At 75.2% G+C, this 26510-nt stretch carries 24 protein-coding genes; 12 read left to right on the top strand and 12 right to left on the bottom strand.

Going from position 1 to position 26510, the window contains the following annotated elements; translation table 11 throughout:
• The first annotated feature begins 136 nt into the window (after positions 1 to 136).
• The 4 genes from B9L22_RS05135 to B9L22_RS05120 all read left to right on the top strand — a co-directional run bounded on the left by B9L22_RS05135 (position 137) and on the right by B9L22_RS05120 (position 6004).
• Positions 137 to 1783: an ABC transporter substrate-binding protein gene (locus B9L22_RS05135; protein WP_086149431.1), complete on the top strand. Its 1647-nt coding sequence runs from the start codon at positions 137 to 139 to the stop codon at positions 1781 to 1783.
• A gap of 114 nt (positions 1784 to 1897) precedes the next feature.
• Positions 1898 to 3019 carry an ABC transporter permease gene (locus tag B9L22_RS05130; protein ID WP_085386785.1) on the top strand — a complete coding sequence of 374 codons (1122 nt, stop codon included), beginning with the start codon at positions 1898 to 1900 and terminating at the stop codon, positions 3017 to 3019.
• A 1-nt stretch (position 3020) separates the two neighbouring features.
• Entirely contained in the window at positions 3021 to 4277 is a 1257-nt protein-coding gene (locus B9L22_RS05125; RefSeq protein ID WP_086149430.1) for an ABC transporter permease, read from the top strand.
• Positions 4274 to 6004 (top strand): ABC transporter ATP-binding protein, encoded by a 1731-nt coding sequence (locus B9L22_RS05120; protein ID WP_086149429.1) that lies wholly within the window; start codon positions 4274 to 4276, stop codon positions 6002 to 6004. The genes B9L22_RS05125 and B9L22_RS05120 overlap by 4 nt, the downstream gene beginning before the upstream one ends.
• A 150-nt stretch (positions 6005 to 6154) precedes the next feature.
• On the opposite strand, the gene B9L22_RS05115 is transcribed toward B9L22_RS05120, so the two are convergent.
• The 3 genes from B9L22_RS05115 to B9L22_RS05105 all read right to left on the bottom strand — a co-directional run bounded on the left by B9L22_RS05115 (position 6155) and on the right by B9L22_RS05105 (position 8563).
• Positions 6155 to 7015: a CPBP family intramembrane glutamic endopeptidase gene (locus B9L22_RS05115; protein WP_369824808.1), complete on the bottom strand. Its 861-nt coding sequence runs from the start codon at positions 7013 to 7015 to the stop codon at positions 6155 to 6157.
• A gap of 163 nt (positions 7016 to 7178) precedes the next feature.
• Positions 7179 to 7598, bottom strand: coding sequence for a hypothetical protein (locus tag B9L22_RS05110; protein WP_086149428.1), 420 nt, complete (start codon positions 7596 to 7598; stop codon positions 7179 to 7181).
• On the bottom strand, positions 7595 to 8563 hold the full coding sequence (locus B9L22_RS05105; RefSeq protein ID WP_021482834.1) for an SPFH domain-containing protein: 969 nt from the start codon (positions 8561 to 8563) through the stop codon (positions 7595 to 7597). The genes B9L22_RS05110 and B9L22_RS05105 overlap by 4 nt, the downstream gene beginning before the upstream one ends.
• A 181-nt stretch (positions 8564 to 8744) precedes the next feature.
• Between B9L22_RS05105 and B9L22_RS05100 the strand changes: the two genes are divergently transcribed.
• The 4 genes from B9L22_RS05100 to B9L22_RS05085 are packed head-to-tail and all read left to right on the top strand — an operon-like array spanning position 8745 to position 11590.
• The gene (locus tag B9L22_RS05100) at positions 8745 to 9515 is read left to right on the top strand and encodes a hypothetical protein (protein ID WP_086149427.1); all 771 of its coding nucleotides are present in this window, start codon (positions 8745 to 8747) and stop codon (positions 9513 to 9515) included.
• Positions 9508 to 9813 carry a transcriptional regulator gene (locus B9L22_RS05095; protein WP_021482836.1) on the top strand — a complete coding sequence of 102 codons (306 nt, stop codon included), beginning with the start codon at positions 9508 to 9510 and terminating at the stop codon, positions 9811 to 9813. The genes B9L22_RS05100 and B9L22_RS05095 overlap by 8 nt, the downstream gene beginning before the upstream one ends.
• Complete coding sequence (locus B9L22_RS05090; RefSeq protein ID WP_086149426.1) at positions 9810 to 10802, top strand: ABC transporter ATP-binding protein; 993 nt, start codon at positions 9810 to 9812, stop codon at positions 10800 to 10802. Before B9L22_RS05095 ends, B9L22_RS05090 begins: the two co-directional genes overlap by 4 nt.
• Positions 10799 to 11590, top strand: coding sequence for an ABC transporter permease (locus B9L22_RS05085; protein WP_086149425.1), 792 nt, complete (start codon positions 10799 to 10801; stop codon positions 11588 to 11590). Before B9L22_RS05090 ends, B9L22_RS05085 begins: the two co-directional genes overlap by 4 nt.
• Before the next feature lie 110 nt (positions 11591 to 11700).
• Here the strand turns inward: B9L22_RS05085 and B9L22_RS05080 are convergent, their stop codons facing one another.
• The 3 genes from B9L22_RS05080 to B9L22_RS05070 form a co-directional block, all read right to left on the bottom strand.
• Positions 11701 to 14358, bottom strand: coding sequence for a cation-translocating P-type ATPase (locus B9L22_RS05080; protein ID WP_086149424.1), 2658 nt, complete (start codon positions 14356 to 14358; stop codon positions 11701 to 11703).
• A 208-nt stretch (positions 14359 to 14566) separates the two neighbouring features.
• Positions 14567 to 14941 (bottom strand): heavy-metal-associated domain-containing protein, encoded by a 375-nt coding sequence (locus B9L22_RS05075; protein WP_021483343.1) that lies wholly within the window; start codon positions 14939 to 14941, stop codon positions 14567 to 14569.
• Positions 14942 to 14965: 24 nt separating this feature from the next.
• A complete protein-coding gene (locus tag B9L22_RS05070) occupies positions 14966 to 15304 on the bottom strand; it encodes a metal-sensitive transcriptional regulator (protein ID WP_034654885.1) in 339 nt (112 codons plus the stop codon).
• Positions 15305 to 15551: 247 nt separating this feature from the next.
• Here B9L22_RS05070 and B9L22_RS05065 point away from each other — a divergent pair, with 247 nt between their 5' ends.
• The 4 genes from B9L22_RS05065 (at position 15552) to B9L22_RS05050 (ending at position 18980) form a co-directional block, all read left to right on the top strand.
• Complete coding sequence (locus B9L22_RS05065; protein WP_021483345.1) at positions 15552 to 16034, top strand: hypothetical protein; 483 nt, start codon at positions 15552 to 15554, stop codon at positions 16032 to 16034.
• 84 nt (positions 16035 to 16118) lie between these two features.
• Positions 16119 to 17216 (top strand): DUF2330 domain-containing protein, encoded by a 1098-nt coding sequence (locus B9L22_RS05060; protein WP_086149423.1) that lies wholly within the window; start codon positions 16119 to 16121, stop codon positions 17214 to 17216.
• Between the two features lie 159 nt (positions 17217 to 17375).
• On the top strand, positions 17376 to 17978 hold the full coding sequence (locus B9L22_RS05055; protein WP_086149422.1) for an HdeD family acid-resistance protein: 603 nt from the start codon (positions 17376 to 17378) through the stop codon (positions 17976 to 17978).
• 357 nt (positions 17979 to 18335) lie between these two features.
• Positions 18336 to 18980 (top strand): Abi family protein, encoded by a 645-nt coding sequence (locus tag B9L22_RS05050; protein ID WP_158097148.1) that lies wholly within the window; start codon positions 18336 to 18338, stop codon positions 18978 to 18980.
• A 121-nt stretch (positions 18981 to 19101) separates the two neighbouring features.
• On the opposite strand, the gene hemL is transcribed toward B9L22_RS05050, so the two are convergent.
• From hemL to hemE, 6 genes are all read right to left on the bottom strand, one after another.
• Positions 19102 to 20517: a glutamate-1-semialdehyde 2,1-aminomutase gene (gene hemL, locus B9L22_RS05045; protein ID WP_081600255.1), complete on the bottom strand. Its 1416-nt coding sequence runs from the start codon at positions 20515 to 20517 to the stop codon at positions 19102 to 19104.
• On the bottom strand, positions 20514 to 21548 hold the full coding sequence (gene hemB, locus B9L22_RS05040; RefSeq protein WP_086149420.1) for a porphobilinogen synthase: 1035 nt from the start codon (positions 21546 to 21548) through the stop codon (positions 20514 to 20516). Before hemB ends, hemL begins: the two co-directional genes overlap by 4 nt.
• Positions 21545 to 22654 (bottom strand): uroporphyrinogen-III synthase, encoded by a 1110-nt coding sequence (locus B9L22_RS05035; protein ID WP_086149419.1) that lies wholly within the window; start codon positions 22652 to 22654, stop codon positions 21545 to 21547. The genes hemB and B9L22_RS05035 overlap by 4 nt, the downstream gene beginning before the upstream one ends.
• Positions 22651 to 23778 carry a hydroxymethylbilane synthase gene (hemC, locus tag B9L22_RS05030; protein ID WP_085386774.1) on the bottom strand — a complete coding sequence of 376 codons (1128 nt, stop codon included), beginning with the start codon at positions 23776 to 23778 and terminating at the stop codon, positions 22651 to 22653. Before hemC ends, B9L22_RS05035 begins: the two co-directional genes overlap by 4 nt.
• Positions 23779 to 23926: 148 nt before the next feature.
• Positions 23927 to 25399: an NAD(P)/FAD-dependent oxidoreductase gene (locus B9L22_RS05025; protein ID WP_086149418.1), complete on the bottom strand. Its 1473-nt coding sequence runs from the start codon at positions 25397 to 25399 to the stop codon at positions 23927 to 23929.
• Complete coding sequence (gene hemE, locus B9L22_RS05020) at positions 25396 to 26436, bottom strand: uroporphyrinogen decarboxylase (protein ID WP_369824807.1); 1041 nt, start codon at positions 26434 to 26436, stop codon at positions 25396 to 25398. The genes B9L22_RS05025 and hemE overlap by 4 nt, the downstream gene beginning before the upstream one ends.
• Positions 26437 to 26510: the final 74 nt, after the last annotated feature.

Here is a 26510-nt window from a genome sequence, read left to right as displayed (position 1 = left end):
GTCGATCCTGACACCTGTGCGACACGGCACTGTGCTAGAAATCACGGCACTCCGCCGACAGGTCGGGGTCCTGGTGCGTGCAAGGTCGCGCCACCGGTGTCTCGCACCCCGAGAAACCCGAGAAAGAGGTAGACACATGACAGCGGTGTCCAGGAAGCGGCTCCTCGCCGCGGCCGCCGGCATCACGGCGGTGACGCTGACCCTGACCGCGTGCGGCGGGGGCTCGAGCGACGGCGAGGGCGACGGGGACGGCGGCGGTTCGGCGAGCGGCTCGCTCGTCATCGGCACCACCGACAAGATCACGGTGCTCGACCCGGCCGGCTCGTACGACAACGGCTCGTTCGCCGTGATGAACCAGGTCTTCCCGTTCCTCATGAACACCCCGTACGGCAGCCCCGACGTCGAGCCCGACATCGCGGAGTCGGCCGAGTTCACCTCGCCGACCGAGTACACGGTCAAGCTCAAGCCGGGCCTCAAGTGGGCCAACGGCAACGACCTCACGTCGTCCGACGTGAAGTTCTCGTTCGACCGCCAGGTCGCGATCAACGACGAGAACGGGCCGGCGTCGCTGCTCTACAACCTCGACAGCGTCGAGACGCCCGACGACACGACCGTCGTCTTCCACCTGAAGAGCGAGAACGACCAGCTCTTCCCGCAGATCCTGTCCAGCCCGGCGGGCCCGATCGTCGACGAGGACGTCTTCGCGGCCGACGCGCTCACCTCGGACCAGGACATCGTCGACGGCAAGGCGTTCGCCGGCCAGTACACGATCACGGGCTACAAGTTCAACGAGCTCGTCTCCTACGAGGCGTACGACGGCTACGAGGGCCTCCTCGGCCCGGCGAAGACCGACAAGGTCGCGGTGAAGTACTTCGCCGAGGCGTCGAACATGAAGCTCGAGATCCAGCAGGGCAAGATCGACGTCGCGTGGCGCAGCCTGTCCGCGACGGACATCGAGGACCTGCGCGGCAACGACGACGTCAAGGTCGTGGACGGCCCCGGCGGCGAGATCCGCTACATCACGTTCAACTTCGACACCCAGCCGTTCGGTGCGAAGACGCCGGAGGCCGACCCGGCCAAGGCGCTGGCCGTGCGCCAGGCCGCCGCGTCGCTCATCGACCGCGACGAGCTCTCGGACCAGGTCTACAAGGGCACCTACACCCCGCTGTACTCCTACGTGCCCGCGGGCCTCACCGGCGCCGCCGAGCCGCTCAAGGAGATGTACGGCGACGGCGCGGGCAAGCCCGACGCCGCGAAGGCGCAGCAGCTCCTGACCGACGCCGGCGTCGAGACGCCCGTGACGCTCAACCTGCAGTACTCGAACGACCACTACGGCCCGTCGTCGGCCGACGAGTACGCGCTCATCAAGGACCAGCTCGAGAAGGACGGCCTCTTCACGGTCAACCTGCAGACCACCGAGTGGGTCACGTACGCCAAGGAGCGCACGTCCGACGTCTACCCGGCGTACCAGCTCGGCTGGTTCCCGGACTACTCCGACGCGGACAACTACCTCACGCCGTTCTTCCTCACGGAGAACTTCCTGGTGAACCACTACGCCAACCAGGAGGTCAACGACCTCATCCTCCAGCAGGCGGCGACGCCCGACGCCGACGAGCGCACCGCGCTCATCGAGGAGATCCAGAGCAAGGTCGCGGCGGACCTGTCCACGCTCCCGTACCTCCAGGGCGCGCAGGTCGCGGTCGTCGGGACGGACGTGGAGGGGGCCGAGGACACGCTGGACCCGTCCTTCAAGTTCCGCTACGCGGCGCTGTCCAAGGGCTGACCGGCAGCCGCCCCAGCCGCCCGGCCCTCCCCGCGCGACCCGCGGGGAGGGCCGGGCACCGCTCGTCCGGACCGGCGACCACGCCGACGCCCGGGCACCTGAGGAAGAGACGACATGACGACCACCACCACCGACGTGCCCGTCGGCGAGGACGCGCCCCGCGGCCCCGGCCGCGCGGGGCGGGTGCGCACCCCGCGCACGACCCGCCGTCGCGGCGGCGGGCTCGGGAGCTACATCCTGGTCCGCGCGCTGCTCATCATCCCGACGGTCTTCATCCTCGTGACCACGGTCTTCGTGGTCATGCGGGCCACGGGCGACCCGATCACCGCGGCGCTCGGCGGCCGGCTCACGCCGGACCAGCTCGCCGAGCGCATCCACGAGGCCGGGTACGACCGCCCGGTGGTCGTGCAGTACCTCGAGTACCTCGGCGGCATCGTGCGCGGCGACTTCGGCACGACGATCAGCGACAACCGCCCGGTCACCGAGGTGCTCGCGACGTACGGCACCGCGACGCTCGAGCTCGCGGTCTACGCCCTGCTCGTCGCGTTCGTCGTCGGCATCCCGCTGGGCATGCTCGCGGGCTACCTGCGCGACCGCGTGCCCGACGCGATCCTGCGCGTCTCCGCGATCCTCGCCTACGCGACGCCCGTGTTCTTCGCCGGCCTCATGCTCAAGCTCGTCTTCTCGGTGTGGCTCGGCTGGCTGCCCGTGTCCGGGCGCGCGTCCACCGACGCGGAGATCGAGCTGCAGTTCCTCGACGACCCGACCGGCTTCTACCTGATCGACGCGATCCGGACGGGCGACCCGGCGATCGTCGGTGACGTGCTCCAGCACGCCGTCCTCCCGGCGCTCGCGCTCGGGCTGCTCACGGCGGGCGTGTTCCTGCGGCTGGTGCGCACCAACGTCATCGGGACGCTCTCCACCGACTACGTCGTCGCGGCGCGGTCGCGCGGCGTGCGCGAGTCCCGGCTCGTGCGCGCGCACGCGTGGCGCCCCGCGCTCATCCCCATCATCACCGTCATCGGGCTCCAGGTCGCGATGCTCCTCGCGGGCGCCGTGCTCACCGAGACGACGTTCGAGTGGAAGGGGCTCGGCTTCCAGCTCGCCGAGTACCTCCAGGCGCGCGACTTCGTCGCCGTGCAGGGGATCGTCGTGCTCATGGCCGTGATCGTCGCGGTCACGAACTTCCTCGTCGACATCATCGCGGCGCTCATCGACCCGAGGGTGAGGTACTGACATGGTCGCGGAGACCGTCGTCCCGGCCGGTCCGGGCACCGGGGGCCCCGTCCCCGCCGTCGTCCCCGAGCGCGGGCGCGTCGCGTGGTGGAAGCGCCTGCCCGTCGTCCACCAGCTCCGGCAGAGCGTCGGGCTGCAGCGCGGCATGCTCGTCACGGGCCTCGTCATCACGGGCCTCTTCCTGCTCACCGCCGCGCTCGCGCCCGTGCTCGCGCCCTACGGGTACAGCCAGCTCCGCACCGCGGACGGGCCGTTCGGCGCGCAGCAGCCGCCGTCCGCCGCGCACCTGCTCGGCACGACCGTCGGCGGCTACGACGTCCTGTCGCGCGTCATCTGGGGCGCGCAGACGGCGCTCCTCGTCATCGTCGTGGCGATCCTCGCCTCGATCGTCGTCGGGGTGCTGCTCGGGCTCGTCTCCGGGTACTTCGGCGGCTGGGCCGACCGCCTGCTCGTCGTGGTCTGCGACGCGATCTACGCGTTCCCGTCCCTGCTCCTCGCGATCCTCATGGCGATCGTCATCTCCGGCGGCCAGTCGAGCATGTGGGGCGGCATCCTCGCCGCGGCGTTCTCGATCACCGTGGTGTTCGTGCCGCAGTACTTCCGCGTCACGCGCGCGGAGGTCGTGCGGATCAAGGGCGAGGCGTTCGTCGACTCGGCGCGCGTGCTCGGCACGCCGCACCGGCGCATCATGGTGCGCCACGTCCTGCGGAACTCGACCCGCACGCTGCCGCTCATCGTCACGCTCAACGCGTCCGAGGCGATCCTCACGCTCGCCGGGCTCGGGTTCCTCGGGTTCGGCATCGAGCCGACGGCGGCCGCCGAGTGGGGCTACGACCTCAACAAGGCCGTGTCCGACGTGACGAGCGGCATCTGGTGGACCGCCCTCTTCCCGGGCCTCGCGATCGTGCTCGTGGTGCTCGGCATCACGCTCGTCGGCGAGAGCCTCAACGACCTCGCCGACCCCCGGCTGCGCTCGCGCCGCGCGTCCGCCGAGGTGTCGGGCGACGTCGCGGAGACGTCGGTCGTGCCGGGCGGCACGCTCACCGCCGGCCCCGGAGGTCTCGACGCGATCGAGGGCGCGGGCTCGCGCTCCGACGAGCTCGCCGCCGTCCCCGGGCAGCGCGACCCCGACGCCGTCGGGCTCGACGGGCGGCCCGGCGGCACGCCGGACGACGACAGCCCCGCGGCAGGTTCGGCGACAGGCACTGCGTCTGCTCCGGCGGACGCGCCCCACGACGAGACGGAGGACCGGCGATGAGCGCCGTGACCGAGACGACCCGCCGCGAGAGCGGTGACGCCGCACGCCCCGTCGTGACGATCCGCGACCTCGCGGTGTCGTTCGCGACCGACGCCGGGGCCGTGCGCGCCGTCGACGGCGTCGACCTGGAGGTCGCGCCCGGGGAGGTGCTGGCCGTCGTCGGCGAGTCGGGCTCCGGCAAGACGGTGACCGCGAAGACGATCCTCGGCCTGCTGCCGTCGACCGCGACGGCGCGCGGCGCCGTCGTGCTGACGAACAAGGCCGGGACGGCCGACCACGACGTCGTCACGCTGGGCGGGGAGCGGCTGCGCCAGGTCCGCGGGACCGACGTCGCGATGGTCTTCCAGGAGCCGTCCGCCGCGCTCAACCCCGTGTACACGGTGGGCTGGCAGATCGTCGAGGGCATCCGCGCGCACACGAAGGTGTCGCGGCGCGAGGCGCGCCGGCGCGCGGTCGACGTGCTGCGGCGCGTCGGCATCCCGGACCCGGAGACGCGCGTCGACCACTACCCGCACCAGTTCTCCGGCGGGCAGAAGCAGCGCATCGTCATCGCCATGGCCCTCGTGCTCGACCCGGGGCTCATCGTCGCGGACGAGCCCACGACCGCGCTCGACGTGACCGTCCAGGCCGAGATCCTCGACCTCCTGCGCCGGTGCCGCGACGAGTTCGGCACGGCCATCGTGCTCATCACGCACAACATGGGCGTCGTCGCGGACCTCGCCGACCGGGTCGCGGTCATGTACCAGGGGAAGGTCGTCGAGCAGGCGCCCGCGCGCGAGCTCTTCGCCGCCCCGCAGGCCGCGTACACGCGCGCGCTGCTCGACTCCGTGCCGCGCGTCGGCGAGGGGACCGCGCGGGCCGAGGCCCGCGCGTCGGCCCGCGACGCCGGGTGGGCGGACGCGGAGCCCGTGGTGGCCGCGCAGGGACTGACCGTCACCTACCCGGGCCGCCTGCGCCGTCCCGGCTTCACCGCGGTCGACGACGTCTCGCTCACCATCCGGCCCGGCGAGGTGCTCGGCCTCGTGGGCGAGTCCGGCTCCGGCAAGACGACGTTCGCGCGCGCCGTCGCCGGCCTCACCCGGGTGACGGGCGGGTCGCTGCGCGTGCTCGGCGTCGAGATGAACGGCGTGAAGGAGCGCGAGCTGCGCCCCGCGCGGCCGCGCATCGGGTTCGTGTTCCAGGACCCCGCGACGAGCTTCAACCCGCTGCTCACGATCGCGGACTGCGTCGCGGAGCCGCTCGTCGTGCACGGGCGCGCGGAGTCGCCCCAGGCGGCGCGCGGGCGCGTCGACGAGCTCCTGGAGGCCGTGCAGCTCCCGCGGTCGTACGGCGACCGGTTCCCGCACGAGCTCTCCGGCGGGCAGCGCCAGCGCGCGTCGCTCGCCCGGGCCCTCGCGCTCGACCCGGAGCTGCTCGTGGCCGACGAGCCGACGTCGGCGCTCGACGTCTCCGTGCAGGCGCGCGTGCTCGAGCTGTTCGCCGAGCTCCAGCGCGAGCTGGGCTTCGCGAGCCTGTTCGTGTCCCACGACCTCGCCGTCGTGGACCTGCTGTCCGACCGCATCGCGGTGCTCTACCGCGGGCGGCTGGTCGAGGAGGGCACGGGCGCCGAGGTGCTGGGCAGCCCGCGCGAGGAGTACACGCAGCGTCTCCTCGCGTCCCTGCCCGTGCCCGACCCGGTGCTCCAGGCGGAGCGCCGCGAGCAGCTCCGCGCGCTCCGCGGCGCCTGACGCCCCGGCCCGCCGGGGGGAGAGCCGTGGCCCGCCGGGGGAGAGCCGTGGTCTGCCGAGGGAGAGCCCTGGTCTGGTGGGGGAGGGCCCTGGTCCGCGGACGAGGCCGGGGCTCTGCTCCGGACGACCTCGGCTCTCGCTCGGCGGGCGTCAGGCGAGGCCCAGGGACTGCTTCCACTCCAGGGGGAGCAGCGCGTACCCGACGAACGCGACGACGTCGAGCAGGGTGTGCGCGATCACGAGCGGCATGACGCGGTGCCGGCCCCAGCGGGACGTGTAGAACCACGAGAACACGACGCCCATGACGACGTTCCCGAGGAACGGCCCGAAGCCCTGGTACAGGTGGTAGGACCCGCGCAGGAGCGAGCTCCACACGACGAACTTCACGCGGCCCCACCCGAGGTCGCGCGTGCGCTCGAACAGGTAGCCGACCGCGATGACCTCCTCGAGCAGGCCGTTCTGCAGCGCGGCGAGGATGAGCACGGGCACCGTCCACCACGCGGCGTTGAGCGCCGACGCCTGGACCTCGACCGTGATGCCGAGGACGCGGCCGAGCGCGTAGAACCCGAGGCCGGGGATGCCGATGGCCGCGGCGAGGGCGAACCCCCAGCCGACGTCGCGCAGGGGCCGGGCGCCGTCGAGCCCGATGGCGCGGACGGCCGACCGGCCGCGCGCGCTGAGCAGGTAGAGCGCGAGCGCGACGGGCAGCACGGCGAAGAAGATCCCGACGAGCTGGTAGGTGAGGTCGAGGTACGGGCGGGCCGACCGGCTCACGTTGAGGCTCGCGGACTGCTCGCCGAGCGGGGTCCCGGCGGTGAGCCGCGCGACGATGTTGATGATCGCGTAGACCGCGGACTTGCCGAGGCTGAGCCCGAGCACGATCCAGATCTCCGCGCCGATACGACGGCGCGTGGCGCGGTCCGGGCGCGCGGGAGCGCCGTCGGCGGTGCCGGGCACGACGGCGGCCGTCGGGCCGGGCACGGGCGCGGCGGGCGAGCCGGGAGCGGTCAGGTCGGGCACCGTCCGGTTATAGCACCGCTCACCGGAACCCACCTCGGTGCCCCCTGAACGAAACCTGTCCGCCGACCACGAGCGGAGCGCCCCGCGAGCACGCGATCCGCGACCGGATCGGGACGAGAGCGGTCGCGGACCCCGTGCTCGGCGGGTGGAAGGGCTATTGGCGGGGTGGGCGGCCCGGGCGGCGGGGTGGGCGGACGTCGCGGGGGAGGCGGCCCGCGTCGTCGAGCGCGCGGCGCAGGAGCATCTCGATCTGCGCGTTGACGCTGCGCAGGTCGTCGCCGGCCCAGCGCGCGAGGGCGTCGTGCACGGCGGGGTCGAGGCGCAGGAGGACCGACTTGCGCTGCGGCCGCTGCGCTCGGCCCGTGCCCGTGCCCGTGCCCGTGCCCGTGCCCGCGTCTGCGCCCGCGCCGGGCGCTGTGCCCGTGCCCGACGACGCCTGCTCGCCCGGCGAGGGTGCGTCGCCCTCCGGCGTGGCCTGCTGCCCGCCCGCGGGCACGCCGCGGCCCGACGACGGCTGGTCGCCGTCGTCGGGCGCGTCGCGCTTCTCGGGCGGCGTGGGCCCGACGGGCGTCACTGGTACAGGGACCCCGTGTTGACGACGGGCGTCACGCGGCTGTCGCCGCAGAGCACCACGAGGAGGTTGGAGACCATCGTCGCGCGGCGCTCGTCGTCGAGCGTGACGATGTCCTCGGCCTCGAGGCGGGACAGGGCGTCCTCGACCATGGACACCGCGCCCTCGACGATGCGCGAGCGCGCCGCGATGATCGCCCCGGCCTGCTGGCGCTGGAGCATCGCCTGCGCGATCTCGGGCGCGTAGGCGAGGTTGGAGATGCGGGCCTCGATGACCTCGACGCCCGCCACGACGACGCGCTCCGCGACCTCCGCCGCGATCTCCGCCGAGACGACCTCCGTCGCGCCGCGCAGCGACTCCTCGCCGGCCTCGGCGTCGTCGTAGGGGTGGGACATCGCGACGTGGCGCAGCGCGGACTCGGCCTGGACCACGACGAAGTCGTCGTAGTCCTCGACCGCGAACGACGCCTTGGCGGTGTCGGCGACCTGCCAGACGACGATCGCGGCGATGTTAATGGGGTTGCCGTCGGCGTCGTTGACCTTGAGCTCGCTCGTCTCGAAGTTCCGCACGCGCACGGACACGCGGCGGCGGGTGCTGAGCGGCACCGTCGCGACGAGACCCGTGGTGCGGACGGTGCCGAGGTAGCGGCCGAAGAACTGGACGACGACCGTCTCGCCGGGGTTGATGACGGCGACGCCGGTCGGGACGAGCACGCCCGCGAGGAACGCGAGGACGCCGAGCGTGATGAGCACGGCGGGGTTGCCGGCCTCCGCCGCGGCGGCCACGACGAGCCCCGTGCCGCCGAGGAGCAGGACGATGCTCAGCGCGATGACGGCGGCCGCGCCGCCCGCGCCGAGGGACCAGGCGGGCCGCTCTGTGACGTCGACGCGCGTGCCGTCGTGGCCGACGGGGCGGCCGGTCGGTTCGCCGCCGACGGACTCCTGCGGGGGTGCTGCGCTCTCGGTCACGGTGGTCGTCCTCTCCTGCGGCGGGGCCGCGTCGTGTATAGCAAAGTGATATCACATTTCGGAGGAGCGCCGCCATCCGTCCCCCCGGGTCTTGCGCGATGGCGCCCGCGTGTGGGAACCTACAAACAGGTTTGCAGCGCAAAGTAGTTTCCGGAACGTCCCGCACCACCGAGAGGCCACCATGACGACCGACCACGGCGACACCGTCCACGACGGAGCCGTCGGCGAGCCCGACGCGCCGTCCCTCGGCGCCGCCGAGACGCTCCGCCTCATCCGCGAGCAGCAGGAGCGCGCGCGCCAGGCGACCGAGCCCGACTCCCGGCTGCTGTTCCTCGCGTGGGGCGTCGCGTGGCTCGTCGGCTACCTGTGCCTGTGGACGAGCGCGGTCCGGGTCGCGGACGGGACCGCGACGGTCCGCGTCACGAGCGGCGCCGGTCAGGTCATGGGCGCCCAGCCCGAGCCGTGGGCCTTCTGGGTCTTCTTCAGCCTCATCGCGGCCGCCGTCGCGTTCACGATCGTCCACAGCGTCACGCGCACCGCCGGGACGCGCGGCGTGAGCGCCCGCACCGGGGCGATGTACGGGTGGTCGTGGATGCTCGGGTTCGTCTGCTTCGGCCTGGTGCTCGGCGGGCTGGCCCGCGCCGGGGCGTCCGAGGAGGTCATGGCGCTCGCGAGCAACGCGTTCGCGTGCGTCGTCGTCGGCCTCCTCTACCTCGGCGGCGCGGCCGCGTTCGGCGACCGCGGGCTGTTCGTCCTCGGCGTGTGGATCCTCCTCACCGCGGCCGTCGCGACGTTCGCCGGGCTGCCGCTCACCTACCTCGTCATGGCGCTCGCGGGCGGCGGCGGCTTCCTCGTCATGGCCGGGATCGAGCAGGTCGTGCGCGTCCGACGACGGCGGCGCGCGTCCCGCCCCGTGCCCGCCCGGGCGGCGGAGGGTGCGGCCGATGCCTGAGACCGAGCTCGACCCCGTCATCCACGCGCCCGCGCGGCTGCGCGTGGTCGCGACGCTCGCCACCCTCCCGACGGGCGACGAGCTGTCCTTCCCCAAGCTCCAGAAGCTCCTCGACATGACCGCGGGCAACCTCTCGACGCACCTGCGCAAGCTCGAGGACGCCGGCTACGTGACCGTCACCAAGACGCACGAGGGCCGCACGCCCGCCACCTACCTGTCCCTCACCGCCCGCGGTCGCGTCGCCTTCGAGGACTACACGACCGCCCTCGACGCCCTCCTGAAGGGAGCCCGACCATGAGCGACGAGCGCACCGAGCGCGCCCCGCGCACCGGCCCGGTCCGGACCGCCCGAGCCGAGCCCGCGCCGTCGGGCACGGACCGCACCCCGCCCGTGGTCGCCGTCGACCGCGTGACGCGTCGCTTCGGCGCGGTCGTCGCGCTCGACGACGTCTCCCTCACCGTCGGGGGTGGTGAGCTCGTCGGGCTGCTCGGCCCGAACGGCGCCGGGAAGTCGACGCTGCTGTCCCTGGTCAGCGGGCAGCGGCGGCCCGACTCCGGGACGGTGCGGCTCCTCGGGGGCGACCCGCGCGACGCGCGCAGCCGCGTCGGCCTCGGCCTCACGCCGCAGGAGACGGGCCTGCCCGCGACGCTCAAGGTGCGGGAGGTCGTGGACTTCGTCGGCGGCCACTACCCCGACCCGGTCCCGACGGCGGAGCTGCTCGAGCAGTTCGGCCTCACCGAGCTCGCGGGCCGCCAGACGGGCGCGATGTCCGGCGGGCAGAAGCGCCGCCTCGCCGTCGCGCTCTCGCTCGTGGGCCGCCCGCGCGTCGTGCTGCTCGACGAGCCGACGACGGGGCTCGACGTCGGCGCGCGGCAGGCGCTGTGGGACGCGATCCGCGCGTACCACGCGAGCGGCGGGACGGTGCTGCTCACGAGCCACTACCTCGAGGAGGTGCAGGCGCTCGCCCAGCGCGTCGTCGTCATCGACCAGGGCGTCGTGAAGGCCGACGACTCGCTCGACGCGATCCTGCGGCGCGTGTCCCTGCGGCGCGTCGTCGTCGGGTCGGCCGTCGACCTGCGCGACCGCCCGGGCGTCGTGCGTGCCGACCGCCTCGGCGACGGCCGCCAGGAGCTGTACACGCCCGACGCCGACGCGCTCGTCCGCGAGCTCGTCACCTCGGGCGTCGACTTCCACGACCTCGAGATCCGGGGCGCGAGCCTCGAGGAGGCGTTCGAGCAGATGGTCGCGCGCGACGCGGCCCCGACGACGGAGGCACGGGCCCGATGACCACCACGACCACCACCCCGGGGGCGGCGGCGCTGCCCGGGCCGCTGCGCCTCACGTGGCTGCACCTCAAGTACCAGTTCCTCGAGACCGTGCGCGTGCCCGTCGCGGTGCTCGGCAACCTGCTGTTCCCGGCGCTCGCGATGTTCTTCTTCGTCGTGCCGCAGAAGGCCGTGGCCCAGGACCCGGTGGCGGCGACCATGGCCGTCGCGTCGCTCGGTCTGTTCGCGATCTGCTCGGCGAGCCTGTTCACGTACGGGCTCGGCGTCGCGGAGGACCGGCAGCTGCCGTTCGACCCGTTCGTCCGCACGCTGCCCGCAGGGCCCGCGCCGCGCATGGCGGCGCGCGTGCTCAACGGCGGGATCTTCTCGCTGTTCGGCCTCGTGCCGCTCATCCTCATCGGCTGGCTGTTCACCGACGCGAGCGTCACCGCGACCCAGCTCCTCGCGGGCGTCGGGACGGTGCTGCTCGTCTCCGTGCCGTTCGTGCTGCTCGGCATGGCGATCGGCTACTCGCTCTCGGCGAAGGCGGCGCTCCCGGTCGTGCAGGTGATCCTCTTCCCGCTCGCGTTCGCGGGCGGCCTGTTCCTGCCGCCGTTCCTCTTCCCCGACTGGCTCGACGCCATCTCGAAGGCCACTCCGACCCGCGCGGGCCGCGACCTGCTCGTCCAGGCCCTCACGGGCGAGCCGGCGTACGGCGCGGCGTGGTTCGTGCTCCTGGGCTGGACGGTGCTGTTCGCCGTCCTCGCGGTCGGCGCCTACCGCCGCGACGAGGGCCGCCGCTTCCGCTGACCCTCGCGCCCCTGCTGACCCCCACCCCTCCCGCCGAGCACGGGGTCGGCGACCGGATCCGAGCGATTCCGGTCGCCGTCCCCGTGCTCGGCGGGTGTCGGTTCCGGGTATCAGGCAGCGCGGCGGAGGCGGAGGGAGTTGCCGACGACGAGCACCGAGCTCGCGGCCATCGCCGCGCCCGCGATCATCGGGTTGAGCAGGCCGGCCGCCGCGAGCGGGATCGCCGCGACGTTGTACGCGAAGGCCCAGAAGAGGTTCTGCTGGATGACGCGCAGCGTGCGGCGCGACAGCCGGATCGCGGTCGCCGCGCTGCGCAGGTCGCCGCGGACGAGCGTGAGGTCGCTCGCCTCGATCGCGACGTCCGTGCCGGTCCCCATCGCGAGCCCGAGGTCGGCCGTCGCGAGCGCGGCGGCGTCGTTCACGCCGTCCCCGACCATCGCGACGACGCGCCCCTCGTGCTGGAGCCGGGCGACGACGTCGACCTTCTCGTCGGGGAGGACGCGCGCGACGACGTCCGTCTCCGCGATGCCGACGGCGCGCGCCGCCTCGAGGGCCGCACCCTCGCCGTCGCCCGTGAGCAGGTAGGGCCGCAGGCCGAGCTCCCGGAGCTCGCGCACGGCCTCGGCCGACGTGGGCTTCACCGGGTCCCGCAGCACGAGCACCGCGCGCGCCCGGCCGTCCCACGCGACGACGACGGCGCTCGCCCCCGACGCCTCGGCCGTCGCGAACGCGTCGTCGAGGGCCGGCTCCGGGGTCACGCCCTCGCGCGCGAGCCACGCGGGCTGCCCGACGAGCACCCGGCGCGCGGTGAGCCCCGCGGCGCCCGTGCCCACCGAGAGGCCCGAGTGCGCGGTCCGGACGACGGCCTCGACCCCGCCGCCGGGGGCGCTGCGGAAGTCGAACGCCTGCAGCGAGCCCACCGCGACGCCGTCGGCCCCGACCCGCGGACCGTCGTCCGACGCCCGGGGGCCCGCGGGCAGGTCGCGCGCGGCCGCGGTGATCGCGCGGGCGATCGGGTGCTCGCTGAGGGCCTCGACCGCGCCCGCGTGCCGCAGGGCGTCGCGCGCGTCCGCGGCCGTCGGGTCGTCGGCCACGAGCCGGTCGAGCGGCGCGCGGCCCGACGGCGTGACGACCGCCTCGAGCGCCATCGCGCCCTGGGTGATCGTGCCCGTCTTGTCGAGCACGACCGTGTCGACGCGGCGCGTCGACTCGAGGATCTCCGGTCCCTTGATGAGGACGCCGAGCTGCGCGCCCCGGCCTGTCCCGACGAGCAGGGCCGTCGGCGTCGCGAGCCCCAGCGCGCACGGGCACGCGATGATGAGGACTGCGACCGCGGCGGTGAACGCGAGCTGCGTCCCGGCGCCCGCGAGGAGCCACGCGGCCAGGGTCCCCACCGCGAGCACGAGCACGACGGGCACGAAGACCGCGGAGATGCGGTCCGCGAGCCGCTGCACCGGTGCCTTGCCCGTCTGGGCCTGCGTGACGAGGCGGCCGATCTGCGCGAGCGTCGTCTCCTCGCCCACGCGCGTCGCCCGCACCAGGAGCGCGCCCGCCGCGTTCACCGTCGCGCCGGTCACGGCGTCGCCGGGGCCGACGTCGACCGGCACCGGCTCGCCCGTGAGCAGCGACGTGTCGACGGCGCTCGACCCCTCGAGCACGACGCCGTCCGTCGCGACCTTGTCGCCCGGCCGCACGAGGAACACGTCGCCCACCGCGAGGTCGGCGACGGGCACACGCTCGGTGACGCGCGCGCCGTCGGGCCCGGTGCGCGGGGTGCCGTCGGGGGCGAGCAGCACGCGCTCCGCGTCCTTCGCGCCCAGCTCGAGCAGCGACCTCAGCGCGTCGCCCGCGCGCCGCTTCGAGCGGTGCTCGGCGTACCGGCCCGCGAGCAGGAACGTCGTGACGACGGCCGCGACCTCGAAGTAGAGCTCCGGGGCGGCGCCCGCGTGGCCGCGCGACGGGACGAGCGTCGGCTCCATGCGCATCCCGAGCTCGCCCGCGCCGCCCAGCAGCAGCGCCCACAGCGACCAGAGCGTCGCGGCGACCACGCCGAGCGACACGAGCGTGTCCATCGTCGACGCGCCGTGCCGGGCCGCGCGGAACGCCGCCGCGTGGAACGGCCACGCGGCCCACGTGACGACGGGCAGCGAGAGCGCCGCGACGACCCACTGCCAGCCGGTGAACTGCAGCGCCGGGACCATCGACAGCGCGACGACCGGCACGGTGAGCACCGCCGCGACGCGCAGGCGCTGCGCGAGCACGAGGCCGCGGTCGGTCGGGGCGGCGCCGTCGTCGGGTGCGGCGGTGGCGCGGTCAGGCCCGGCGGTGCGGTCGGGCCCGATGGCGGGTGCCGGCTCGGTGGCGGGGTCGTCGGCGGAGGTGCGCGGGCCCGCCTCCGGGTCGTTCGGCCGCGCCGCCGCCTCGGCGGTCGCTACGGCGGTCGTCTCGCCCTGGTCCGCCGGGGGAGTGCCCCGGTCGGTCGCGGCGGCTGCGCGGCGGGTCGTGACGCGGGCCGTGTAGCCGGCCTTCTCGACGGCGTCGACGAGGTCGGCGTCGGTGACGTCGGCCGCCAGGACGACGTGCGCGGTCTCCAGCGGGAGGTTGACCGTCGCCGTGACGCCCTCGACGCGGTTGAGGCGCTTCTCGACGCGCGCGACGCACGACGCGCACGTCATGCCGCCGATCGCGAGGTCGACCTCGGCGACGGGCCGGGCCTCCGCGGCTCCGCCGGGTGCGGCGGTCGACGTGGGCGCGGGCTGTGCGGTCATCGGGTGGGGCTCCTCGACGGGGTGCGGGGCGAGGTCGCCGCGGTGGTCCGGCGTGGTGGCCGTCGCGGCGTGCGCGGCGCTGCTGGTGCGCGCGGGGGGGTCGGGTCGCGGTGGCGACCGGGACCCGGGGTGCCCGACGACGGTCGCGGCCTCGTGCGGTCGAGGCGCGTCCCGCCGTCGGGCACCGGGAGGTGCGGACCGGGGACGGTCAGGCGCGGGGCGGGACCTGGAGGTCGTACGTCTTCGTCGCGGGGGCAGCGTCGGCGGCGGGCTCGGTGCCGCAGCCGCACGCGCAGTCGTGCGCCTCCTGCTTGTCGGCCGCCTGCTCGGCGTACTGGGCGGCGAGCGCGTCCTGCTGGACCTCGACCGACGCGACCTCGTACCCGGCCTCGTCGACGGCCTCGCGCAGCGCGGCCTCGTCGAGCGGGTCGTCGGAGAAGACCGTGACCTCGGACGTGCTGCCGACGCGGAGCTCGACGCTCACGTTCTCGACGCCGGCGACGGCCTCGAGGTCCTTCGTGACGTGGGCGACGCAGTTGCCGCAGGTCATGCCGGTGACGCCCAGGGTCGTGACGGTGCTCATGGTGCTCCTCGGGTGGTGGGGTGGTCAGCTGCGGACGAGGCGGGCGATGGCGTCGGCGGCCTCCTTGACCTTGGCCGCGCCCTCCGTCTCGGACTGGCGGGCCGCGTCCACGACGCAGTGGCCCAGGTGGTCCTCGACGAGGCCGATGCTCACGGCCTGGAGCGCCTTGGTGACGGCGGAGACCTGCGTGAGGATGTCGATGCAGTAGACGTCCTCGTCGATCATGCGAGCGATGCCGCGCACCTGGCCCTCGATGCGGCGCATGCGCTTGAGGTACGCCTCCTTGTCGGACGCGTAGCCGTGCGGACCGGTGTGGACCGCCTGCTCCTGCTCGACGGCCGTCGCCTCGGTCGTGTCGGTCATGCTCTCCTCCTCGTCCAGGACGCGGTAGCGCGCCCGCCGCGCGGGTGGTTCGGCGGTGATACCCCGTCAGGGTACGGCCCATCATACCCCCGTGAGGTATCCGTCGGGAGGGTCGACGGTCCCCACCGGGCGCATGACACGTGTCATGCCCGTCGGGTGAGGACTCCACCCCGTCCGGTGACGGGCCGCACTGCCGCAGGCGCCGTGCCGCCGCGAGGCTGGAGGCACCACCAACGAGAGGCGCACCATGACCGACATCGTCACCGGGCTCCAGGACCTCACGCAGGGCCTGCCGCCCTTCCTGCGCTGGGTCGGGGTCCTGCTCGCCGGCGCGATCCCCTACGTCGAGGCCGAGGGCGCGGCGGTCCTCGGGGTCGTGGCGGGCGTCAACCCGTTCGTCGCCATCCCGGTCGCGATCGTCGGCAACGCGATCGCGCTCGCCCTGGTCGTCTGGGTCATCGGCGCCGCGCGCAGCGGGATCACGCGCGGACGGACCGTCGAGACCACGCCCAAGCGCCAGCGGATGCGGCAGGTGTTCGACCGCTACGGCGTGCCCGGCGTCAGCCTCCTCGGGCCGCTGCTCCTGCCGAGCCACGTCACCGCCGCGGCGATGGTCGGGTTCGGGGCCCCGCGCGCCCGCGTCTTCACGTGGGGCGTCGTGGCCGTCGCGGCCTGGGCCCTGGTGCTGGGCGTCGTCGTGCACCTCGGGGTGAGCGCCGCCGTGGGCTGACGGCCGGTCACGACGCCGTCACGACGGCATCACGATTCGGCGCCCGCCGCGCGGTGCCCCGGGCACGCACCTACCCTCCCAAGCATGGGCAGGGGAGCCGGAGCACGACGCGCGCTGCGCGTGGCGGTGGTGTCGGTCGCGCTCGCGGGAACCGGCGTGGTCGCCGCGCCGCCCGCGGGCGCGTGCGCGTGCGGCGGCCTCGTCGACGGGCCCGCGTACGACACGGCGGTCTCCCACGAGACCGCGGTCCTCCAGTGGGACGGGACCACCGAGACGATGCTCGTCGAGCTCTCCACGCTGTCGAACGCGCCCGAGGTCGGCCTGCTGCTGCCCACGCCCGCACCCGCGGAGGTCGCGCTCGCCGACCCGCAGGTGTTCCGCGAGCTCGACGAGCTCACCCGGCCGCGCGCCGTCGTCTCCGACACCCGGTGGTGGCCCGAGCTCGGCTTCGGGAGCGGGGCGGACGCCGTGGCGGGCGCGGGCGTCACGGTGCTCGACGAGGTCCGGCTCGGGCCGCTCGACGTCACGACGCTCGGCGCGACCGACGCGGGGGCGCTCGACGCCTGGCTCACCGAGCGCGGGTTCCAGCTCCCCGAGACGATCCGGACGGCCCTCGCCCCCTACGTCGGCGAGGGCTGGTCGTTCGTCGCGGCCCGGCTCGCGCCCGAGGAGGCGGCCGCGTTCGACGGCACGCTCCAGCCGCTCCGGGTCACGTTCCCGAGCGGCTCGCTCGTCTACCCGATGCGCATGTCCGCCGCCGCCGAGGACACCCAGAGCACACGCACGTACGTCCTGGCCGACCACCGCGTCGACCGCGTCGACCCGACCGCCGAGGCGCAGGAGCCGACCGTGCGCTTCGCTGGGCGCCTCGACCCGGCGGACGTCACGTCGCAGGAGCTCGCCGCGCTGCTCGCCGCCGGCGGCTTCGTCACGGCCCACGAGCAGGTGTTCACCGAGCCCGCGACGCAGATCGTCTCGGACTTCTCCTTCGCCCCCGCCGCCGCGGACGTCGCCTTCACCCCGACGTACGCCGTGGTCGCCGAGAAGCGGATCGGGCCGTTCTTCGCCGGGCCCGTCCTCGCGTTCGCCGGCGTGCTCGCGCTCGCGGCGCTCGTCGTCTGGCGAGGCCGACGACGCCGCGCGCCCTCGCCCGCCCTCGCGCCGCACCCCGCGCGCGCCTGAGCGACGCGACCCGGCCCGCTGCCCGGGTCACCCCGTACGGGCGAGACGCGCGGTTCGCCGCGACATGCGGCACCGCCGGGTGTTCCATGGAGGCGAAGCGGGAGGCGCCCGGGCCCAGGCCGTCGGGAGCCGGCCCGTCACCTCGGCAGGGGAGTGACCATGACGATCCAGGACCCGATCCTCACCGCCTTCTCGCGCACCGCGAAGCAGGTCTGGTACTGGCCGGTGATCCGCGGCGTGCTCGCCATCCTCTTCGGCATCATCGCGCTCGCATGGCCGGACAAGACGGCGGCCGTCGTCATCTGGGTGATCGGCATCTTCGCCGTCGTCGACGGCATCGTCGAGATCGTCGAGGGCGTCCGGCGCCGCGGCACGGGCAGCGGCACGGCGCTGCTCGTGACGATGGGCGTCCTGAGCCTCGCGGTCGGCGTCGTGCTGCTCGTCTGGCCGGGCAAGACCGCGATCGTGCTCACCTGGATCGTCGGGTTCTGGGCCGTGGTCTACGGCCTGTTCCAGACGGTCGCGAGCCTCGACCTGCGCAAGGTGCCCGGGAGCGGGTGGGGCTGGGGCGTCGTCGCCGGCCTGCTCGGCATCGTGTTCGGTCTGCTCGTGCTGTTCAACGTCAACGCCGGCCTCGTGTCGATCGTGTGGCTGCTCGCGCTCTTCGCGATCGTCTGGGGCGTCATGCTCATCGCGTTCGGCGTCCAGATCCGCTCGCTCGGCCGACAGGCCGGACGCGCGGCCACACCCGGCACGTACTGACCCGACCGGCCCAGGCGCGCTCCGGTCGAGCGGGCGTCGTGGCGGCAAGAGCGGCCGCGTGTCTCACGACCGCTGCGCCGGTCGTCGCGATCGGGCGGTTTCCCGCGGGTGAGCGCGCCGGGTGGCTCGCCGTCGGCAGGCCTGCTGACGCGCTCGCGTCGACCGGATCAGGCGCGATCGCAGAGGCTCGTCCTGCGGAGGCGGGGTGGAGGGCCGCATCGCGAGCGACTGTCCGTGCCGGGAGACAACAAGGCCCCGGGGGGTCTCTCACCGAAGTGAGTCGCCATGATTCCCGGGGCTCTCTGTTGGCTACAGTCTAGCGACTCGCACGCACGTCGCTCAACAGGGGGCCCACGGATGTCGATGTACCCGCCCGTCCAACGCACGATGGTCGGGCTGCTGTCACGACCACGGACGTCCACGTACGAGCAGGCGTCCGGGGGTGACGTGCCGGCCGCGGTCGACCTGTACAGGTGGAACCTGGACATCTCGATGGCGCTGTTCGAGGCGATCCACTACCTGGAGGTCGCGGTCCGCAACAGGATCGACGACGCGCTGACGCAGCGTGCAGGAGCCGGGGTGGACTGGCTCGACTCACCGCCCACCGTGCCGCTCAACGGGGGGACGAGGGCCAGGATCGCCAGGGCGCGAGAGTTCGCGTCCCGGAACGGCAGGGTGCCCACGCACGGTCACGTCATCGCGGAGATCACGTTCGGCTTCTGGCCGTACCTGTTCGCCGACAACTACAACCGCACGCTGTGGCAGCCCGCGCTGAAGAGAGCCTTTCCCACGGCGCAGCGGACCGCGCTCCACGCGCAGCTGACGGCCGTGAGCGACCTGCGCAACCGGATCGCGCACCACGAGCCGCTGCTCGGCCTGGACATCCCTCGCGAGTACCAGGGGATCATCTCGCTCGCGGAGCTCGTCGAGCCGCGGCTGGGGTGGTGGATCGACACGACGTCGCGCGTCGACGCGGTGCGTCGCGCCGATCCCCGCCTCTGACGCGGCGACAGGCGGTCTCAGACGTCGCCACCGCCCCGCCGACCACGGGGTTGCTGTCGTTCTGAGCGTCAGAACGACAGCAACCCCGTGCTCGGCGGGTGGGACGCTCCGGCCGGACGCGTCAGGCGGGGCGGGCCTCCGCGGCCGCGCGCGCGGCGGCGGGGAACGCGTCGAGGATGCGGGCGACGGCGGTGTCGTCGTGGGCGGCCGAGACGAACCACGCCTCGAACACCGACGGCGGCAGGCTGACCCCGGCGTCGAGCATCGCGTGGAAGAACGCGCGGTACCGGAACGACTCCTGCGCCTGGGCCTGTGCGTAGTCGCGCACCCCCGCGGTCGCGGCGAGCTCGCCGAACATCACGGAGAAGAGCGAGCCCGCGCGCTGCACGCGGTGCGGCACGCCCGCGGCGTCGAGCGCGGAGCTCACCGCCGCCGACAGCACGCCCGCGACCTCGTCCACGCGCGCGTACACCGTCTCGTCGGCGAGCCGCAGCGTCGCGAGGCCCGCCGCGACCGCGACGGGGTTCCCCGAGAGCGTGCCCGCCTGGTAGACGGGGCCGAGCGGCGCGAGCTGGTCCATCACGCTCGCCGGCCCGCCGACCGCGGCGACGGGCATCCCGCCGCCCACGACCTTGCCGAAGGTGAACAGGTCGGGCGTGTAGCCGTCCGCGCCCTGGCCGCGCAGCACCGCGTTCTCGAGGCCCCACCAGCCGCTCGGCCCGACGCGGAAGCCCGTGAGCACCTCGTCGAGGATCAGCAGCGCGCCGTGCGCCGCCGTGATGCGGCGCAGGCCCTCGTTGAAGCCCTCCGCGGGCGGGACGACGCCCATGTTCGCGGGCGACGCCTCGGTGATGACGGCCGCGATCTCGGAGCCGCGCTCCGCGAACGCCGCCTCGACGGCCGCGAGGTCGTTGTACGGGAGCACGAGCGTCTCGGCCGCCGTCGCCTCCGTGACCCCGGCCGAGCCGGGCAGGGCGAGCGTCGCGACGCCGGACCCCGCCTCGGCGAGCAGCGCGTCCACGTGCCCGTGGTAGCAGCCGGCGAACTTCACGACGACGTCGCGCCCGGTCACGCCGCGCGCGAGGCGGATCGCGGTCATCGTGGCCTCCGTGCCGGTGGACACGAGGCGCACGCGCTCCGCGGCGGGCACCCGACGGCGGATCTCCTCCCCGAGCTCGACCTCGCCGAGCGTCGGCGCGCCGAACGACAGCCCGCGGGCCGCCGCCTCCTGGACCGCGGCGACGACGTCGGGGTGCGCGTGCCCGAGCAGGGCCGGGCCCCACGAGCACACGAGGTCGACGTACTCGCGGCCCGCGACGTCGGTCACGTACGGACCGCGCGCCGAGGCGAGGAACCGCGGGTCGCCGCCCACGGACCCGTAGGCGCGCACGGGCGAGCTGACGCCGCCCGGGAGCACGCCCTGCGCGCGCACGAACGCGGCGTGGTTGTCCGCCCCGCCCGCGCCCGGCGCGCCGAACAGCGCGGCGTCCTGCGCCTGCACGGCCTCCGCCGTCCCGAAACCGCCCGTGTCCGTCATGCCCGCGTCCTTCCGTCGTTCTCGTCCAGCCAGCCCGCGAGCTCCGTCGCCCAGTAGGTGAGGATCACGTCCGCGCCGGCGCGCTTGATGCCGAGCACCGACTCCGTGACGGCGGCGCGCCGGTCGATCCAGCCGTTCGCCGCGGCCGCCTCGATCATCGCGTACTCGCCCGACACCTGGTACGCCGCGACGGGCACCGCCGACATCTCCGCGACCGCCGCGAGCACGTCGAGGTACGACCCGGCGGGCTTCACCATGACCATGTCCGCGCCCTCGGCGAGGTCGAGGTCGGCCTCGCGCAGGCCCTCGCGGGCGTTGCCCGCGTCCATCTGGTAGGTGCGGCGGTCGCCCTGGAGCGCCGAGTCCACGGCCTCGCGGAACGGCCCGTAGAACGCGCTCGCGTACTTCGCGGAGTACGCGAGGATGCCCACGTCGTCGAAGCCGGCGGCGTCGAGCGCCTCGCGGATCACCGCGACCTGGCCGTCCATCATGCCCGACGGCGCGACGACGTCCGCGCCCGCCCGCGCCTGCGCGACGGCCATCGAGGCGTAGCGGTCGAGCGTCGCGTCGTTGTCGACGACGACGCCCCCGTCCCGGCCCTCGGCCAGCACGCCGCAGTGCCCGTGGTCGGTGAACTCGTCGAGGCACGTGTCCGCCATGACGACCGGCCCGCCGTTCGCGTGCTCGCGCGCCGCCTCGACCGCGATCTTGATGCCGCGCTGCAGGATGCCGTCCTCGGCGTCCGCCTGCGTGCCGGTCGCGTCGCGCTCGGCCGGGATGCCGAAGAGCATGACGCCGCCGACCCCGGCGCGCGCGGCGTCGCGCACGGCGTCCGCGAGCGTCGCCTCGGTGTGCTGCACGACGCCCGGCATCGACGAGATGGGGCGCGGCGCGTCGAGGCCCTCCTTGACGAACAGGGGGAGCACGAGGTCGGACGCGTGCACGCGCGTCTCGCTGACGAGCCGCCGCACGCGCGGGCTCGTGCGCAGGCGGCGCGGCCGGTGGTGCCCGGCGGGGAGCTGGTGGGTCACGAGGGGTCTCCTTCGGGAGTCGGGTCGACGCCGGTCGTGCCGGCGGCCGGGGGAGCGGCCGGGTCGTCGGGCTCGGCGGTCGTGCGGGTGGAGGGACCGGTGGCGGCGAGCGCGCCGACGAGCGCGGCGGCCAGCGCGGCGTCGGTCGGGCGCTCCGCGACGGCGTCGAGCCGCAGCCCGACGTCGCGCGCGGCCCGGGCGGTCGGGTCGCCGATCGCGACGCCCACGACGTCGTCGCGCGGGCCGAGCTGCCGCGCGACCTCGCGCGCGACGCTCCCCGAGGTGAGCACGACGGCGTCCACCGCGCCCGCGCGCCACGCCGCGACGACGTCCGGCGCGAGCGTGTGCGTGACGGTGCGGTAGACGGTGACGACGTGCGGGACGTACCCGAGGTCGTGCAGGCCGTCGTGCATGGTCGGCGCGGCGAGGTCCCCCTGCGACAGCAGGACCACACCTCTACCTCGCGAGGTAGAGCCCTGGTCCCCCGAGGTAGAGCCCTGGTCCCCCGAGGTGGAGCCGTGGTCCGCCGGGGTAGAGGTCTGGTCCGACGGGGAGAGGGTCGCGAACGCGGCGACGAGGCCGCGGGCGGAGTTCTCGTCGGGCTCGAGCTCGACGGTGACGCCGACCGCCTCCAGGGCGCGGCGCGTCGCGGGCCCGACGGCGGCCCAGCGGGCCCGGCGGGCCGCGTCGCCGAGGTCGACGCCCTGGCGGGCGGCGCCCGCGAGGAGCTCGTCGATCGCGTTGACGCTCGTCACGACGACCCACGCGAAGTCGCCGTGGGCCAGGCGGGCGAGGGCACCGTCGACGGGCGCGGTGTCCTCGACGGGCGCGCGCTCGATCGCCGGGCTGACGAGGACGCGGGCGCCCGCGCCGCGGAGCGTCGCCGCGAGGCCCGCGGCGCGCTCGGGCGCACGCGGGACCAGGACGGTCCGACCGGCGAGCGCGTCGGCCCGGCGGGCCGCGTCCAGGTCGTCCACCGGCCCCACGGCGTCCACGGTCTCCACGGCGTCCCCAGCGCCCACCGCGCCCGCCGTGCCGCGCGCCGGGAGCGGGGGCACCACGGGCGCGGGTCCCCGCGACGGGTCGCGCAGCGGTCCCGGGCTCATTCCGCCGCGCCGCGGTAGCCGCCGTCGCGGAGCTGCTCGCGGGCAGCCTCCACGGCGCGGTCGGTCGCCGGGGCCTCCGCGGCCGGGGCGTCGAGGACAGGGGTGCCCGCCCCGGTCTCGCGCAGCGGCGCGAGGCGCGCGGCGCCGTCGGCGAGGAGCGCGTCGGCGACGCGGGCGCCCAGCCCGCGCGCGACGTCGTCCCGGGCGGTCGCGGCGGCGGCGAGCGACCCGGTGCTCGGGGGGAGCGCGGCCCGCGCGGAGTGCGTGAGCTGCTCGGCGCCGTCGACCCGCGCGACGACGGCCGTCAGGGCCACGTCGCCGTCCTCCACGACGGCGTGCGCGCCGACGGGGGCCGCGCACCCGGCCTCGAGCCGGCCGAGGAGCGCACGCTCGGCGAGCACGGCGAGGCGCGTGGGCTCGTGGTCGAGGTCGTGCAGGGCGCGGGCGAGGACCGGGTCGTCGAGCGACGACGTGCGCACCTCGACGGCGAGCGCGCCCTGCCCGGCGGCGGGCGCCATGATCGCGGTGTCGATCACCTCGGACACGGCCTCGAGCCGGCCGAGGCGGGCGAGCCCCGCGTACGCGAGCACGACGGCGTCGAGGTCGGCCTCCTCGCCGAGCGCCCGGGCGAGGCGCGTGTCGACGTTGCCGCGGATGTCGACGACGTCGAGGTCGGGCCGGACGGACCGGAGCTGCGCGGCGCGCCGCGGCGACCCGGTGCCGACGCGGGCGCCGCGCCGGAGCGTCGTGATGGTCAGGCCGTCGCGCGCGCACAGGACGTCGCGCGGGTTCTCGCGCTCGGGCGTGACGACGGTGAGCCCCGGTGCGGGTTCGGTCGGGAGGTCCTTGAGGGAGTGCACCGCGACGTCGCACCGGCCGTCGAGCAGCGCCTCGCGGAGCGCGGTCACGAAGACGCCCGTCCCGCCCATCTGGGCGAGCGAGCCGGTGAGCACGTCGCCGTCGGTGCGGATGCGCACGATCTCGACGTCGCGGCCGGTCAGCTCTTCGAGGCGGCGGGCGACGTGGCCGGTCTGGGTCGTCGCGAGGGCGCTGCCGCGCGTGCCCACGCGGAGGGGCGTCGTACCTGCAGGACTCACGGAACCAGTCTCTCCCCACTTCGGCATTCCACGAAAATGTGCACGTCACGGCGCGGGAATGACGCGGGGAGTGACGTGGTCCTGACGCCCGGTCAGGAAGTTTCGGACAATGTGTCAGGTCATTTCGCGCGGAATTCTCGGGACTATTCCGGCGCGCAATCCGGTGGGGATTCCCTCACCCCGCGGGCGCGAGGCCGCGGGCACATTCCTGCGCGTGGCCGACGATCGACGCGAGCCCCGTCCCGGCGATCCAGCCACCGGTCACGGCCAGCCCGGGCACGGCGTCCACGCGCGCGACGAACGCCGCGACCTCGCGCCGGAACGCGGGCGTGGGCGGGGGCAGCGCGCCGTTCCACCGCGTGACGACGTGGCCGAGGACGCGCCCGTGCAGGTCGACGCCGAAGAGGCGCGACGCGTCCACGACGACCCGGTCGAGGTCCGGCTCCGTCGTCGCGCCGATGCGCCCGTAGCTCAGGCGCACCACGTGGTGCCCCGGCCCGGCGGCGGCGCGGACGCGGTCGCGCAGCCAGGGCCACTTGGCGGTCGAGTGCGTGAGCGCCTTGGCCTCGACGTCCGACGGCGGCGCCGCGCGCCCGGCGTCGCGGTGCGGCGGGGCGACGAGCAGCCCGGTCCCGCGCGGGGCGTCGTCGAGCTCGGGCGCGCGCAGCAGGAGCGTGACGAGCCGCACGTCCGCGCCGGGCTCCGGGTCGGGCAGGAGGTCGGCCGCCGTCCCGACGAGCGGGCCGAGCGCGTCGACGAGCGCCGGGGTCGTCACGACGAGGCGCGGCGCGGCGAGGTCGACCGGGCCGCTCGGGGTCTCGGCGCGCACCATCCAGGTTCCGGGGCCGCCGTCCGGGGCCGCGGCTCGCGAGATCCCCGTGACCTCGTGGCGCAGCCGGACGTCGGTCCCCGCCACGAGCCCCTCGACGAGCCGGTGCATCCCGCCGTCGATGCCGCGCACGGCCGACCCCGCGGGGGCGAGGGCGCGCATCGACGCGACGGCGCGCGCGAGCGACCCCTCGCGCTCGAACGCCTCGCGCAGCCCGGGCGCGACCGCGGCGACGTCCAGCCGGTCGAGCGGGGCGGAGTGCACACCGGAGGCGACCGGCGCGACGAGCCGCTCGGTCACGCGCGCCCCCATGCGGGACCGCGCGAACGTCTCGAGCGTCCGCAGGTCGGTGAACCGGCGGGGCAGCACCCGGTCGAGGCTCGCGCGCAGCGACCCGCCGAGGCCGACGGCGCGGCGCACGTCGCGCGACCACGGGTCCGCGGGGATGCCGAGGACGCCCGCGCGCGGCAGGGGGTAGGCGTGCCCGGCGGCGTAGCCCCACGCGCCCGCGCCCGACGGCTCGACGACGTCGAGACCCAGCTCGCGCACGAGGTCGCCGACGGCGGTGCCCCGGGCCGCGAACGACTCGGCCCCGAGGTCGACGCGCACGCCGTCGAGGCCGGGCAGGTCCCCGCCGCGGACGGGCCCGCCGGGCACCTCGGCGGCGTCCAGCACGACGACGCGCAACCCCTGCGCGCGCAGCGTCCGTGCGGCGGTGAGCCCGGCGACGCCCGCGCCGACGACGACCGCGTCCGCGGTCTCGACCCCCTCCGGTGCGGCGGGTCCGGACGGACGGGGCGTCGTCGGCTCGGTGCTCACCGTCGGGTCGCCTCCTCGGTGGCGGCGTCGGGGGCGCTGTCGGGAGCGTCGTCCGCGAGCGCGTGGACGAGCGCGACGACGCGCGTCAGCACGTCGGGGTCGGTGTCCGGTGGGACGCCGTGGCCGAGGTTGACCACGTGCCCCGGGGCCGTGCGCCCGCGGCGCACGACGTCCCGGACGTGCGCCTCGAGCACGTCCCAGGGCGCGGCGAGCAGCGCGGGGTCGATGTTGCCCTGCACCGGCACGGGGGCGTGGCCCTCGGCGAGGAGTCGGGCGGCGTCGTCGAGCGGCGTGCGGTAGTCGACGCCCACGGCGACGTCCTGCACCCCGGCCGCGGCGACGGCGTCGCGCATGGCGGGGAGCAGGTGCCCCGTGCCCGTGCCGAAGTGGACGACGGGCACGCCGAGGTCTGCGACGTGGGTGAGCGCGCGCGTGCTCGCCGGGGCGGCGCCGGCCGCGTAGTCCGCGAGCGAGAGCGAGCCGGCCCACGAGTCGAAGAGCTGCGCCGCGCTCGCGCCCGCCTCGACCTGCGTCCGCAGGAACGTGCCGGTGAGGTCGGCCGCCCAGTCGACGAGGCGCTGCCACGTCTCCGGGTCGCCGCGCAGCAGGGTGCGCGCCGCGAGGTGGTCGCGCGACGGCCGACCCTCCACGAGGTAGGCGGCGAGGGTGAACGGCGCCCCGGCGAACCCGATGAGGGGCGTCGTGCCGAGCGCGTCGACGGTCAGCGCGACGGCCTCGCGGACCGGGGCGAGCGCGTCCTCGGTGAGCTCGCTCTCCACGAGCCGGGCGACGTCGTCGGGCGTGCGGTACGCCTGGCCCATGACGGGGCCGACGCCCGGCGCGATCTCCACCTCGACGCCCGCGAGCCGCAGCGGGACCACGATGTCCGAGAAGAAGATGCCCGCGTCCACGCGGTGCCGGCGCACCGGCTGGAGCGTGATCTCGGACGCGAGGTCGGGGCGCAGGCACGAGTCGAGCATGGTCACGCCCTCGCGCGCGGCGCGGTACTCCGGCAGCGAGCGGCCGGCCTGGCGCATGAACCACACGGGTGTGATTTCCGGGCGCTTTCCGGTCGTGCCCGCGCGCAGGGCCTGCACGAGCGGGGAACGGT

It is taken from the genome of Cellulosimicrobium sp. KWT-B (assembly GCF_002127155.1).
Lineage (GTDB): Bacteria > Actinomycetota > Actinomycetes > Actinomycetales > Cellulomonadaceae > Cellulosimicrobium > Cellulosimicrobium funkei.
This window is presented reverse-complemented; position numbering and strand designations above follow the sequence as displayed.